This is a genomic window from Gemmatimonas sp. (assembly GCF_044345575.1).
Lineage (GTDB): Bacteria > Gemmatimonadota > Gemmatimonadetes > Gemmatimonadales > Gemmatimonadaceae > Gemmatimonas.
This window is the reverse complement of the sequence record NZ_JBIJAW010000059.1, coordinates 1-13,589: the sequence shown is the minus strand read 5'-3', so window position 1 is coordinate 13,589 and position 13,589 is coordinate 1. Positions and strand designations below refer to the sequence as shown.

At 65.1% G+C, this 13,589-nt stretch carries 14 protein-coding genes; 13 read left to right on the top strand and 1 reads right to left on the bottom strand.

What is annotated here, in order from left to right; genetic code table 11:
- Together ACIQ6O_RS05780 and bchZ are read left to right on the top strand one after the other, a co-directional pair.
- Positions 1–707: nitrogenase component 1 (locus tag ACIQ6O_RS05780; protein ID WP_396206831.1), on the top strand; the 707-nt coding region annotated here is incomplete at its 5' end.
- Between the two features lies 1 nt (position 708).
- The gene (bchZ, locus tag ACIQ6O_RS05775) at positions 709–2,166 is read left to right on the top strand and encodes a chlorophyllide a reductase subunit Z (protein ID WP_396206830.1); all 1,458 of its coding nucleotides are present in this window, start codon (positions 709–711) and stop codon (positions 2,164–2,166) included.
- A 105-nt stretch (positions 2,167–2,271) separates the two neighbouring features.
- On the opposite strand, the gene bchO is transcribed toward bchZ, so the two are convergent.
- Positions 2,272–3,168, bottom strand: a complete 897-nt coding sequence (gene bchO / locus ACIQ6O_RS05770; RefSeq protein WP_396206832.1) for an alpha/beta fold hydrolase BchO — start codon at positions 3,166–3,168, stop codon at positions 2,272–2,274.
- A 155-nt stretch (positions 3,169–3,323) separates the two neighbouring features.
- Here bchO and ACIQ6O_RS05765 point away from each other — a divergent pair, with 155 nt between their 5' ends.
- The 11 genes from ACIQ6O_RS05765 (at position 3,324) to ACIQ6O_RS05715 (ending at position 13,560) form a co-directional block, all read left to right on the top strand.
- Positions 3,324–3,464 (top strand): light-harvesting protein, encoded by a 141-nt coding sequence (locus tag ACIQ6O_RS05765; protein WP_396206829.1) that lies wholly within the window; start codon positions 3,324–3,326, stop codon positions 3,462–3,464.
- 46 nt (positions 3,465–3,510) lie between these two features.
- Positions 3,511–3,675 (top strand): hypothetical protein, encoded by a 165-nt coding sequence (locus ACIQ6O_RS05760; protein WP_396206828.1) that lies wholly within the window; start codon positions 3,511–3,513, stop codon positions 3,673–3,675.
- 9 nt (positions 3,676–3,684) lie between these two features.
- Entirely contained in the window at positions 3,685–3,900 is a 216-nt protein-coding gene (pufA, locus tag ACIQ6O_RS05755) for a light-harvesting antenna LH1, alpha subunit (RefSeq protein WP_396206827.1), read from the top strand.
- Between the two features lie 119 nt (positions 3,901–4,019).
- Positions 4,020–4,844, top strand: a complete 825-nt coding sequence (pufL, locus tag ACIQ6O_RS05750) for a photosynthetic reaction center subunit L (RefSeq protein ID WP_396206826.1) — start codon at positions 4,020–4,022, stop codon at positions 4,842–4,844.
- A 14-nt stretch (positions 4,845–4,858) separates the two neighbouring features.
- Positions 4,859–5,977, top strand: a complete 1,119-nt coding sequence (gene pufM, locus ACIQ6O_RS05745) for a photosynthetic reaction center subunit M (RefSeq protein WP_396206825.1) — start codon at positions 4,859–4,861, stop codon at positions 5,975–5,977.
- Between the two features lie 29 nt (positions 5,978–6,006).
- Positions 6,007–7,086, top strand: coding sequence for a photosynthetic reaction center cytochrome PufC (pufC, locus tag ACIQ6O_RS05740; RefSeq protein ID WP_396206824.1), 1,080 nt, complete (start codon positions 6,007–6,009; stop codon positions 7,084–7,086).
- A gap of 239 nt (positions 7,087–7,325) precedes the next feature.
- Positions 7,326–7,967 carry a VWA domain-containing protein gene (locus tag ACIQ6O_RS05735; RefSeq protein ID WP_396206823.1) on the top strand — a complete coding sequence of 214 codons (642 nt, stop codon included), beginning with the start codon at positions 7,326–7,328 and terminating at the stop codon, positions 7,965–7,967.
- A 15-nt stretch (positions 7,968–7,982) separates the two neighbouring features.
- Positions 7,983–9,077, top strand: coding sequence for a PP2C family serine/threonine-protein phosphatase (locus tag ACIQ6O_RS05730; RefSeq protein ID WP_396206822.1), 1,095 nt, complete (start codon positions 7,983–7,985; stop codon positions 9,075–9,077).
- Positions 9,078–9,092: 15 nt separating this feature from the next.
- Positions 9,093–10,508: a lipopolysaccharide kinase InaA family protein gene (locus ACIQ6O_RS05725; RefSeq protein WP_396206821.1), complete on the top strand. Its 1,416-nt coding sequence runs from the start codon at positions 9,093–9,095 to the stop codon at positions 10,506–10,508.
- A gap of 15 nt (positions 10,509–10,523) precedes the next feature.
- Positions 10,524–11,792 carry a hypothetical protein gene (locus tag ACIQ6O_RS05720; protein ID WP_396206820.1) on the top strand — a complete coding sequence of 423 codons (1,269 nt, stop codon included), beginning with the start codon at positions 10,524–10,526 and terminating at the stop codon, positions 11,790–11,792.
- A 10-nt stretch (positions 11,793–11,802) separates the two neighbouring features.
- The gene (locus ACIQ6O_RS05715) at positions 11,803–13,560 is read left to right on the top strand and encodes a hypothetical protein (RefSeq protein ID WP_396206819.1); all 1,758 of its coding nucleotides are present in this window, start codon (positions 11,803–11,805) and stop codon (positions 13,558–13,560) included.
- Positions 13,561–13,589: the final 29 nt, after the last annotated feature.

The window sequence follows — 13,589 nt, the reverse complement described above, 5'->3', positions numbered from 1 at the left end:
AGTTCGAAGCGGCGGGGCGCCCCATCATCGGCTCGGCGCCGGTGGGCTACGAAGGTACCGAGGCGTGGCTCGAGAACATCGGCCAGGCGGCCAACGTGTCGCGCGAGCAGATCGACGGCGTGAAGAATCGCATGCTCCCCGCCATCAAGGGCGCGCTGTCGGCGATGCCCATCAAGGGGCGCATCACGATGTCAGGCTATGAGGGCTCGGAACTGCTCGTGGCGCGTCTGCTCGTGGAGAGCGGCGCCGACGTGCGCTATGTGGGCACCGCGTGCCCGCGCACGCCGTACAGCGACGCCGATCGCGAATGGCTCGAAGCGAAGGGCGTGCACATCCAGTATCGCGCGTCGCTCGAACAGGACTGTGCGGCCATGGAAGAGTTCAAGCCCGACCTCGCCATCGGCACGACCCCGGTCGTGCAGAAGGCCAAGGAGCTCACCATTCCGGCGCTCTACTTCACGAACCTCATCTCCGCGCGTCCGCTCATGGGCCCCGCCGGGGCCGGATCGCTGGCGCAGGTGGTGAACGCCGCCATCGGCAACAAGGCGCGCTTCGATGAAATGAAGGCGTTCTTCGGTGACGTGGGCAGCGGCTTCAAGGCCGGGGTGTGGGAAGACGTGCCGCAGGACAAGCCGGAGTTCCGCGAGCACTACAAGCGGCACATCGCGAAGCTCACGCGCGCCCGCAAGGCCGAGGAGATGGTCTGAGATGACGCTCATCCTCGATCTCGATCGCGCCGGCGGCTACTGGGGCGCGGTGTACGTGTTCACCGCGATCAAGGGCATGCAGGTGGTGATCGACGGCCCGGTGGGGTGCGAGAACCTGCCGGTGACCTCGGTGCTGCACTACACCGATGCCCTGCCCCCGCACGAGTTGCCCATCGTGGTCACAGGCCTCGGCGAAGAAGAGTTGGGCCAGCACGGCACCGAAGGCGCCATGAAGCGGGCGCACAGCACACTCGACCCCGAACTGCCGAGCGTGGTGGTGACGGGCTCGATCGCCGAGATGATTGGCGGCGGTGTGACGCCCGAAGGCACCAACATCCAGCGCTTCCTGCCGCGTACGATCGACGAAGACCAGTGGCAGGCGGCCAACCGCGCCATGTACTGGCTGTGGACAGAATACGGCCTCAAGAAGGGCGTGCGCCCCAAGAAGCGGGAGCGGCAGCCCGGCGATAAGCCGCGCGTGAACATCATCGGCCCCATCTACGGCTACTTCAACACGGCGAGTGATCTGCACGAGATCCGTCGCTTGGTGGAAGGCATCGGCGCCGAGATCAACATGGTGTTCCCGCTCGGCAGCCACATGCAGGACATCCCGCGCCTCGTCGATGCCGATGTGAACATCTGCATGTACCGCGAGTTCGGGCGCCTGCTGTGCGAGGATCTCGAGGTGCCCTTCCTGCAGGCGCCCATCGGCCTCCACAGCACGACGAAGTTCCTGCGCAGCCTTGGCGAACTGCTGGGGCTCGATCCCGAGCCCTTCATCGAGAAGGAAAAGCACACCACGATCAAGCCGCTCTGGGATCTGTGGCGGTCGGTCACGCAGGACTTTTTCGGCACGGCCAGCTTCGCGATTGTGGCCAACGAAACGTATGCCCGAGGGGTACGCCATTTCCTCGAGACGGAGATGGGGCTCCCCTGCACCTTCAGCTTTGCGCGTCGACCAGGGGTGAAGCCGGATAACCAGGCCGTGCGCGACGCGATCAAGACCAAGCCGCCGCTGATCATGTTTGGCAGCTACAACGAGCGTATGTATCTGGCCGAAGCCGGGTCACGCTCCATGTACATTCCGGCGTCGTTCCCGGGGGCCATCATCCGTCGGCATACCGGTACGCCCTACATGGGGTACTCGGGCGCAACGTACATCGTGCAGGAAGTGTGCAACCAGCTGTTCGATGCCCTGTTCCATATCCTCCCGCTGGGCACGGAGATGGACAAGATCGACGCCACGCCGGCGCGCTTGCATCAGGAGTTGCCGTGGGATGACGATGCCAAGGCCGTGTACGACGAGCTATGCGAAGGCTTCCCCATTCTGATTCGTATTTCCGCCGCCAAGCGGCTGCGGGACGCGGCAGAACGGGATGCGCGCGATCTGGGCGACAGTACGGTGACGCGGGACCACGTGCTGGCCAGCCGGCGGTCATTGCAAGGGGCAACCAGCTGAGCTGAGGTCCCGGAGTGCCTGTCAGAAAGTGGAATAGCGCGAACTTCTTTATAAGGAGTTCGCGCTATTCCGCTTTGAGGCCCGGGGGATAATTTCGGGCGTCGATTAGAGCCTGCGGTCCTGCAGCAGGCGTATCACCACCTCGGGCCGCTCTTCCGGCAACAGGTGCCCTCCCTCTTCGACCACCAACTCCACTCCCGGAATGCGTTCCAGCGCGCGCCGCAGTGAGGTGAGAGGAATCCAGCGGTCATTCCGGGCAGCGATCAGCTGCACGGGAACGCGCAGGACGCCAATGTCGCGGAAGAGCGACGGCAGGTCCCAGCGGGACATCATGGTGATGGCGGCATGCACATGCGCTGGGCGGCTGCACAGGTGCATGTATCGGGACAACTGCGCGGGGGTGAGCGGAGAGCCGGTGCTCTCGAGCATGCGTTTCAGAATGGGAGTGGTGGCAGCCAGACGCGCCGCGGAGCCGGCCACGGCCTGCGATTCCACGAGGAGGCCGACGAGCGGGGCGAGCAGGGCCACGTACCAGTCTGGCGGCGGCACAAGCGCTGGGCAGCAGCCAATGATGCGTTGCGGCACCAGCGTGCCGTCGAGCGCCATGCGCAGCAGCACGGGGACGCCGGCGGAGTGGCCCACCACCAGGTCCGGATGTTCATCGAGATGGGTGAGCAGGGCCGCCAGTTCCCGCGCCATGCCTGGCAGGGTAAACGGATTGCGTACCCGTTCCACGTCGGCCGGAACGGCGGTGAAGCCATGCCCTGGCAGGTCAACATTAAGGATATGGAAGCGGGCGGCGAGCACCGGGGTGACGCCTGCCCACGAGTGGGTGCTTCCGCCGGTGCCGTGCACGAGCAGCAGGGTGGGCGCCTCGCCACGTGGCATTCCGAGGCGCTGGATATGCCAAAATATTCCGGTGACAAAATGCGATTCGGACCAACTGACGTCCGGCCAGTCGTTCGGAGGGGTCTTTGGCACGTGGTCTGGCGAGGTGTCCATAAAAATCCTGCGTAAAAGCGTAAATTTTTCTTGACGCATTGAACCGTAAGGTCCAGTTTACACTTCGAAGTTTAGAGAGTGTGCCGTCCGCGACAGGGACGGCCTCCCCCGCCGTGCGGGACGGGCACGGCAACGTTGAAGAGCCGGAGGTAACGATGGCGATGATGGACAACAAGGGCATGACCGAGGAAGAGGCGATCCGCTTCAATAAGTACTGGGTGGCAGGCACCGGTACGTGGGTCCTCGGCGCTGTGATGGCGCATTTGCTCGCGTGGAGCTGGCGTCCCTGGTTCTGATGCTCGCAGAGCCAATCACTTCTTCCTGAGCTTTTGGAGCACATCTATGTATCGTATCTGGATCGGCATGGACCCGCATCTCATCATGGGCGGCATCGGATCGTTCATTGCCGGAGCTGTTCTGGTCATGCATCTGTTCGCGTTTAGCCAGTTGAATTGGCCGGCGTCGCTCAAGGCCAAGTACGCGGCTCCGCCTGCCGCCACCCGTTAAGGAGCGACCATGCATCGCATTTGGCTGATGTATGACCCGCGACGCGTCATGATTGCCGTGGCCGGCTTCGTTGGCGTTCTCGCGTTCGTCATTCACTTCATCTTGCTCAGCTCACAGCGCTACTCGTGGATTGAAAACGGGACGCTCTCGGCTGGACAGGCACCCGTTGGGGTGGCAGCCCCGGCTGCGGCGGCGGAGATGTCCCCGCTTCCACCGGGCCGGTAATTCGTGCGTCGTTGCCGGGATGACGACTCGCACGTGTCAGTGCGACGTCATCCCCGGCCGGCGCCAGCAGCACTCACGTTGTTCGCTCGTCCCACTCTGAGTGTTCGGAGAGATCGCCCATGGCGATGTTGAGTTTCGAACGGAAGTACCGTGTGCGCGGCGGCACACTAATCGGCGGAGATCTTTTCGATTTCTGGTTCGGTCCGTTTTACGTCGGATTTTTTGGGGTGACCACGATTTTCTTCGTGGCGCTCGGCACGCTGCTATGCGTGTGGGGTGCGGCGATGGGTCCCACCTGGAATCTCTGGCAGATCAGTATCGCGCCACCAGATCTCAAGTACGGACTGATGCTGGCACCGATCCGCGAAGGCGGTCTGTGGCAGATCATCACGCTGTGCGCAATTGGCGCGTTTGGCTCATGGGCGCTTCGCCAAGCTGAGATCAGTCGCAAGCTGGGTATGGGGATGCACATCCCGTGGGCATACGGCGGCGCGGTGCTGGCCTACGTGACCCTGGTGGTCATCCGTCCCCTTCTCCTCGGCGCCTGGGGACATGGGTTCCCGTACGGCATCTTCTCGCACCTCGATTGGGTGTCGAATGTGGGGTACCAGTACCTCCACTTCCACTACAATCCGGCGCACATGATTGGCGTGACGTTCTTCTTCACGAACTGTCTCGCCCTCGCGATGCACGGCTCCCTGATCCTCTCGGTGACGAACCCCCCGAAAGGAACGCCCATCGGCACAAGTGAGCAGGAAAACGTGTTCTTCCGTGACCTGCTCGGCTACTCGATCGGTGCCATCGGCATTCACCGCCTCGGGCTGTTTCTGGCGGTTGGTGCGGCGGTGTGGAGTGCCATCTGCATCGTGATTTCAGGTCCCCTGTGGACGAAGGGTTGGCCTGAATGGTGGAATTGGTGGCTCAACCTTCCGATCTGGTCCTGAGGTCACCCGCACACATGCTAGAATACCAGAACCTCTTCACGCGCGTGCAGGTCCGGACGGTCCCCGAGCCCGGCCTTCCGCTGGATGATTCGCCCGGCGGGCGCGCCGGCAGTGGCACCTTCTCGTATCTCGCCGGCAAGTTCGGTGACGCCCAGATCGGCCCGGTGTATCTGGGCACGGCCGGTGTCCTGTCGTTGCTCTGTGGCTTCATCGCCTTCGAGATCATCGGCCTGAACATGTGGGCCTCTGTGGGCTGGGATCCGGTGGAGTTTATCCGCCAGCTTCCCTGGCTTGCCCTTGAGCCGCCCCCACCGCAGTACGGCCTGCGCGTGCCACCGCTCCAGCAGGGCGGTTGGTACCTCATGGCCGGCTTCTTCCTCACGGTCAGTATCCTGCTCTGGTGGGTCCGCACCTACCGACGCGCCCGTGCACTGCAGATGGGCTCGCAGCTGCCGTGGGCCTTCGCGAGCGCGATCTTCTTGTACTCCACGTTCTTCTTCCAGCCGCTGCTCGTAGGTAGCTGGAGCGAGATGGTGCCCTTCGGCATCTTCCCGCACCTCGACTGGACGTCGGCGTTCTCGATTCGGTACGGCAATCTCTACTACAATCCGTTCCACGCCCTCTCCATCGCGTTCCTCTACGGTTCTGCCGTGTTGTTCGCCATGCACGGGGCCACCATTCTGGCGGTCGCTCGGATGGGTGGTGAGCGGGAAATCGAACAGATCACCGACCGCGGAACGGCCGCCGAGCGCTCCATGCTCTTCTGGCGGTGGTGCATGGGCTTCAACGCCACCATGGAATCGATTCACCGCTGGGCGTGGTGGTTTGCCGTGCTCACGACCTTCACCGGCGGCATTGGCATCCTGCTCACCGGAACGGTGGTGGATAACTGGTATCTCTGGGGTGTGAAGCATGGTCTGGTGGCGCCGTATCCGGCGCAGAACCAGCTCACGCCGGAGCAGCAGGAGCTTCTCCGTGGCCGCTACCAGGGAACGGCGCCGGATTCCTTCCCGTCGTACGTTGTGCCACAGAACGCAACCATGCCCGACACCGCAGCAGCACCCATCGTCGTCGATTCGCTGATGGCTGATTCGCTCAAGACCGACTCGACGAAGGCGGGGGGTACCCAGTGAGATACGGACTTCGTCATGTCCTTCGCGCCATGGTCCCAGTGTCAGTACTGACACTGGGAGCCTGTGGCGACGCGTCGGTCGATACGGTGCAGGTGGGCTATCGCGGTACGGCATTGGAGCAGAACTACGATCGCGGTGACCTGAAGGCCAAGTTTGCCCAGGTGAAGCTCCCCCAGAGCCCGCCGCCCGCCGGCGAGTCTCCGCCAGGGCCGCTTCCCTGGAAGAATGTGCAGGTGCTCAACGACATCAGCATTGCGGAGTTCAACCGCACCATGATTGCGATGAGCACGTGGGTGGCAGGTACCGGCAACTGCGCGTATTGCCACAACGTGGCGGCCTTCCAGGACGACACGTTACCCAACGGCAAGCCGCTGTATACCAAGATCGTGGCCCGTCGCATGCTGCAGATGACCCGGAACATCAACGGGAACTACTCGCAGCACGTGAAGAACACGGGGGTGACCTGCTATACCTGTCACATGGGTAAGCCGCTGCCCAACGGGCTGTGGTTCTACTCCAGCCAGACGGACTACCTGCGTCACTACCTCGACCGTGACGGCGCTCGCGTCATCACGCAGGGGGTGGCGCCGAGCAACGCCAATCGCAGCTCGACGAAGCAGGCGGAATGGACGTATGCGCTCATGATTTCACAGTCCCGTTCCCTGGGCGTGAACTGCACGTACTGCCACAACACCCGTCAGTTCGCCAGCTGGCGTGAAGCGCCACCGGCGCGTGTCACGGCGTACCACGGCATCCTTATGCTGCGGGACGTGAACCAGAACTACCTCGCACCGCTGCAGCCGGTCTATCCGGCCGTTCGCCTCGGCTCCATGGGCGATGCACCCAAGGCACAATGCGTGACCTGTCACAACGGCGCGTACAAGCCGCTGTACGGGGCCCAGATGGCCAAGGACTTCCCGGCCATGTGGGGGCGTGCGGAATGGAACGGCACGCCGTTCCCGGCCTTTACGACCGCTGCATCGGACAGCACCAAGAAGGACAGCACGATGGTCGCCGCCCCTGCACCGACCACCGCTCCGGCGGCGGCTCCGGCTCAGCGCACCGGCGCCAAGAGCTCGACCGCCAGCTCCGTGGGTGGCGTGAACTAGGGCCCACGCACGAGCACCGCGCATAGGGCCCTTGGCCCGCCGCGCGGCCCGACCCCGTAGCGCCATTCGGTGCTACGGGGTCTTGCGTTGGGGCATGCTCCACTGTGTGCTTGCCGACTGGGTGGCGACCTTCGCCCGCGATCGAAACCGCCGCCCCCGTTCGCGCATTACTCCTGCGTTGGTCTGTCGCGCAGCAAAAGCGTCCGGGCCGTCTCCTTTCCCTCCCACCGAGTCCTCCCGTGTCTACGCGACGTCTGCCCGTGTACATCCTTGCCGACGCGTCCGGCTCGATGCAGGGCACCCCTATTGAGTCGGTCAAGTCGGGGATCCGCCAGCTGCATCGCGATCTGCTGGGTGACCCGCAGGCCATCGAGAGTGCGTACCTGTCGGTGCTCACCTTCTCGAATGCCGCCCAACAGATCGTGCCGCTCACGGAAGTGGCGATGTTCAATCCGCCGGACTTGCAGGCCAATGGGCCGACCAACTTTGGCGACGGACTGCGCCTGCTGCTGGAGTGTTTCGACCGGGAAATCGTTCGGACGACCGCCGACCAGAAGGGGGATTGGCGCCCGCTGGTCTTTGTGCTCTCCGATGGCGCCCCAACCGACGTGGATTGGCCGATGTACGCGCAGCAGCTGCGTGAGCGCCGCCCGGCCAACATCATTGCCGTGGCGTGTGGCGATCAAGCCGATACCGATGTCCTCAAGCAGATCACGGAGACGGTGATCCAGATGCAGGATATGTCGCCGGATGCGTTCAAGGCGTTCTTCCGTTTTGTGTCGGCCAGCGTCAAGCAGACGAGTGCCAAAGTCGGTGCTATGGCCGACGGAGGCAGCATCACGTTGCCGCCGCCGCCGCCCGGCATCACGATCGTTCCGTAAGTCGTGAATCGCGGCGTGCCCACTGGCCCCATCACGTCACCCGACGCCACTGCCGCCGCTGCGACCACAGGCGTTAGCGGCACACCAGACACGTCCGACACGGCCTCCGCTCCAACCACGCCCCCCGCAGGGGCGGAGCCGCCTCCCCGCCCCATCTGGAACGCGTTGGCCCCCACGGCACCGTGGTGCCCTGACGAGTGGCGCGAGCATCTCGAGGCCGTCGCGCCGGGGCTCTTCGCGACGGGCAGTGCCGCGGCGGTCCACGAGGCCACGGGAACCCACACGCGCGCCGAGGGCTGGTCGCTGCTGCTCGGCTCGCGTCGGGGACGTCTGCATGCGCACCGCGGTGATCACCGCGAAGATGCCGGCCATCTTGTGCACTTTTCGCGAGGGTGGTGTGCAGCTGTCGCCGACGGGGCCGGCTCGGCCACGTACAGCCGCTTGGGCGCGGCGATTGCTACCGTCACGTTGACGCACGCGTTGCGCGACGCGGTGCAGCATGGCCATGCTGCACGCGACGCGCTGGGCCCCGCGATGCGCCATGCGGCGCAGATGGCCAACGATCGCCTGCAGGAGTTTGCCGCGCGTGTCGGCATCGCCCTCCGCGATTTGCGCACCACGCTGCTGGTGGCGGCCTGGCACGACGGCATGTTGGCTGTGATGCAGGTCGGTGACGGCGCCATGGCGGTCGTGCACACCGACGGGGCGCTGTCGCATCCCTTCACGGCAGCCACCGGGGATTTTTCCGGCGAAGTCACGCACTTTCTTCCCGATGATGGCGCACTCGATGTGCTGCAATCGTCGCTCCGTGTGCAGACCGGCGACCATGTGAGTGGTGTGTTGCTGGCCAGCGATGGCGTGGAAGATCCGTGGTACCCGTTCACGCGACATGCTCACGTGTTGGTCACCACGCTGCGCGACGGGATCGCTGGTGAAACCCCGTTGCCCACCGCCCTCATCCCCGTGTTTACGGGCAGCGTCTTGCGAGCGGCCGATCCACTGCACGCCCTCACGGAATGGCTGGCGTTTGAGAAGCGTGGGGAAAACGACGATCGCACGTTGTGCCTGGCCACTGCCTCAGGGTTTGCCACGTCCGTCTCCAACGGTTAGTTGCCGATGGGAACGGTGACTTGCCGCCTGACCGATGGGCGCACGCTGCAACTCGAGGATGAACCGGTGGGGACCGGCGCCGAAAAGCGCGTCTTTCTCACACGGGATCGGCAGTTCGCCGTGGGGTTCTACTACGGCGCGCTGAGCGACCGTCGCGAACGGATGGATCGCCTCACCCGCATACTCACCAACTACAACCCGGCCCTCGCCAACAACGGCGCCTACTGGGCGCCCTACTTTTGTTGGCCGGTCGGCATGGCCAGCGGCGAGCAGGCGGTCCCTATCGAGTTTGCGCGGCGACAGCAGCTCGTGTGGCCCCCGCTGGCCGTCGTGACGCCGACCTATCGACCGAATTTTTATTTCACGGATCGGTTCGGATCGCAGCAGGAAAAAGAGGTGCGATGGTTCACGGGCGGGAAGGCGTCAAAGTTTGTGCCCCAGGCCGAGACGGGGACGCTGCTGACCCGCCTGCAAGTGGCCGTCCGGTTGGCGCGCGCCGTGCGACGCTTGCACATGGCGGGACTCGCGCACGCCGACCTCTCCAACAAGAATGTGCTGGTAGACCCGAAGAGCGGCGATGCCTGCATCATCGATATCGACTCGCTGGTGGTGCCTGGCGTTGCACCGCCAGCCGTGCTGGGGACCCCCGGATACATTGCGCCCGAAGTGCTCGCGGGCACCGCGCAACCCAGCATCGCCACAGATAAGCACGCCCTTGCCGTACTGCTGTATGAGTTGCTGCTGAATCGCCATCCGTTGCAGGGTAAGCGGGTCAACAGCACGCGCTCTGCTGAGGAAGACGAGCGTCTCTCGATGGGTTCGCGTGCGCTGTTCATCGAGCATGCCACCGACAAGCGAAACCCGCCGCACACTCCCATCCTGATTCCGTACCGCCGACTGGGGCACGCCCTTGCCCAATGCTTCACCCGCACGTTTGTCGATGGGCTGCATACCCCTCGGCTGCGGGCCGATGCGGCGGAGTGGGAGGTGGCGCTGTACAAGACGCTGCAGCGGTTGCATCCGCTTGCCAACGGGAAGTGGACTGTGCTGGGTGCCGGACTCCCGTTCACATCGCTCGCCGGCAACGAACGGATCAGCGGCCCGGTGTTCGCGGCGCACTTCTGGCGTGAGACGCCGCAAGGAATGGTCGACGAACAGGACCTGCTCGTGCTCTGGCACCACCTGGCCTTGCACGACTGGCATCTCCGCGTGGGGTGCCTTCCCGATGAGCGCGCAGATCGGACACCGCGGGGATACGTGGCGCAGCACGCCGGCAAATGGTGGCTGGTGAACACCAGCGATTCACCGTGGTATACCGCCGATGGCTCGGCGATCCGCCGCAACACATCGGTCGAAGTCGTTTCCGGACTGAGCCTGCGCATCGGTGACGAGTTGCCGGCGCGCGTGCTTCGGTTGGCCCCGCTCACCTAGAGCGCTTGATTGGTCATGTCGTCGTTCCCGGACCCGCTCCCGTCGCACTCACCGTCGCCTTTGGTCGGCGATGCCTTCGTGCGAGTGCAGGACGCGGTGCTGGCCGTATGGCCACTCACGCAGCATGGCCAGCGAGAACTGACAACGGCGGAGCGCAATCTGGTGCTCGACCACTGCGGCAGCGATTTTCGCCCCTTGGTAGAGCTCCTGTTGGACCTGGGCCAGATGGTGCGCCCTGCGCTGTCGTCGCAGAGCACTCCTACGCAGCCCGCGGCGGCGTGGAGCACCGTGCGCGCCGCCCAGGTGCATCGCATCATTGCGGCGCGCTATCTGCAGCCGGAAGTGGCACGCTGGGCCGTCGATGTCTGGGGCGTCGCGCTGGGGCTGACATCGACCGCGGACTCTCCGCGTGCGATGCACGCTGCGGACGTCGTCCCTGCCGACCATGCCAACGGGCCAGCCCCTGCGCGATTCACGGCGCCATCGCATCGGCCCTCTGGCCATGCAACGAACCAAGCCCCACGCCACACACCGCGGCAAAGCCGTGCGCCGGCCCCGGCCGTCGGGCCCGCACCGCAGGCGATGCGCAGCGCGGGGAGTGGCTCGCCTGGTCCTGTCTGGCAACCTTACGAACTGCGCGCTGTGGGGGTGTTCGCGGTCTTGGCGATCGTCTGCTGGAGCGCGCTGTGGGTGGCACTCCAGCGCCGCACAGCAGAACGCCCCGCAGAACGCCCCGCAGCTGCGGTAGCGCAAGCCGCACCGTCGATCGCGCCGAAGCCAGCATCCAGTACGAGGGGCGATGCCACCGGCCCCGACACGATGCCCGTGGCCCTTGATAGTGCCCGCGACCTGCCCTCATCGCCGCGCGCCGACGCCATGGCCTTAGCGGTACGCGAACGGGGCGTGGCGGGCCGCTACCGCGTGGTGCAATACGTGCGGTCGGTACGGGGCACGGATAACTGCGATGTCGTGGCGCGCGCCCTCATCACCGCGCGAGTCAGTGAGGAGGTCGTCGCACACCGCCCGGGTGCCACCGAGTTCTCGTTGTCCATGCGCCCGGTGCGGGGATCACTCGCCGCCGATGGCTGGTTTGTGGTAGAGCCGAGTGCGGGAACGACAGACCGTATCTCGTGGCAGTTCCGCATGCGCGGACGGTTCACCCTCGATGGTTTCCAGGCGGAAAGTGAAACGCGCACCAGCGCGATCATCCGTTGGGGGCGACAGCAGCAGTGCGTCGTGAACGCAGACCTGCTGGCGACGCGACTTCCCGCAGGGACATCGTGAGCCACGCCGAATGACGACGACGGCATTCGGGTTTGATCCGCGCCAGCGGATGCGCGATGCGCTTCGCACGCTGATCAGGGAGCATCCGGTCGACTGGCATCAGCCGACGTTGCTGGTGGTACGCAATCGTTTGCTCGACCACGCCGGCAGCGATGCCCGTCCGTATGCCGAGTTGCTGCTCGAGGCCTATCGGCGCGGTTGGCACACCACCCTCCCGACGACTGCCCTGGATCAGGCTCGCTGGAACGCGATGATGTCCCCGTTCCTGTTGCAATGGTGTGCCGAGCGCTTTCTCCTGCCGGAGATGGCGCGATGGGCGCTCGAATCGTGGGCGTATGCGCTTGGCGTGATCGGTCCGTCTCAACTCACCGTGGCACCGCCGCCGGAACCAATCGCGACGCCGACGCCACTGCCACGTGCCCCAACGCAAACGCGCCCAACGCCGACGACCGCAGCGGCGGCACCGTCGCCCGCGAAGAGCGCTGGCCCGGCACCTCTCCCACGATCGATCGCTCCGCGCAAGACGCGTTCGACCGGGAGCGGGCCGCGGAGCCGCTCTGTTTCGCGGGCGAGCGCACGGACGACGGCTACCACACCGGGTACGACAACGGGGAAGTCCGCGACCGCGACGACCGCGAACCGGGCGTCTCGGTCTGTCGCGACATCGCCCGTGGTCGACTGGGTCACCCGAGCCGTCGGCGGCGCACTCGCGCTGATCGCCATGAGTGTACTGGTGCGGGTCGCGTTGTCCCCGCGACAGGCGTCACTCCCGACGCCCATCACGGCGCCCATTGCCACCGCCAGCGGCGCGCCCGCTGATAGCGAACCGGCGCAAGGCGCACTGGCAGGAGCGCCGGTTCGCGGTGACAGCGGATCCACGGTTCAGTCCCCACTATCCGCACCAGAAGGATCAGCCGGTAGCTTCGCCATTCCGGTGGCACCGTCCAGCATCACTCCAACGCGTGGCGGTCGACTCGTTCCCTCGACGATTACCGGTGGCGTGCCCGTGATTGCGACGGAACGACCAGGGGTGCCCTCCATTACGAAGTCGGTTCTTCCAGCCTCGGCGGATTCCGCGCGTATGATGTTCGTGCAACCCGCTCGACGCGCCGGTGGCGATCCCCGCGTCGCGTCACGATCGGCGGGGCGCCCGATGATGACGTTCGACGAACTGCGCTTGCGGAGTGGGCAGGTACTGCGTGGCCGAGTGGATGTCGTGCAGGCCGGCTCGGTATTGTTCCGCGACCAGAAAACCGGATTGCGCTACGAGATCCGCAAGGATGACATCGACGAGATCATCAGCGAGTTTGGTGTCCCCGTGCGCTTTCGGGCGGCAGGTACCACGCCGCCCGTTGACGGCAGTGGAGCGGTGCGCAGCAAAGGGGTGGCGGGGCGATTCCGGCTGCGCTACGAAGCGGCGCGCGCGGTGGGATCGCGCGAGTGTGTTGAGGTCTGGGCGAAGGCCCCCAACGCCGAGGACATCGCAGTGGTGCGACATCGTCCAGGCGATGATACGCTCAGCGTGGCGTTCGAGGGCGGCGATGTCTTTCCCAGCAACATCGACGCCGAAGGGTGGTTCGCCAGCACCTTTCGTATCGTTCCCGATCAAGCGCGCACGATGACCGCTCTGACCACGCGCCTGAACGGGCGATTCACCCCAACCGGGGGACTGCAGGTGACCGTCAGCATTGTCTACTTCCGTCGCATGCGCACAGGAGGCGACGTAACGTGCAATGTGACGGTCAACGCGACGGGCCGGCGCGAATGACCACCGGCCTGCACTCGGTAGCGGCCGCG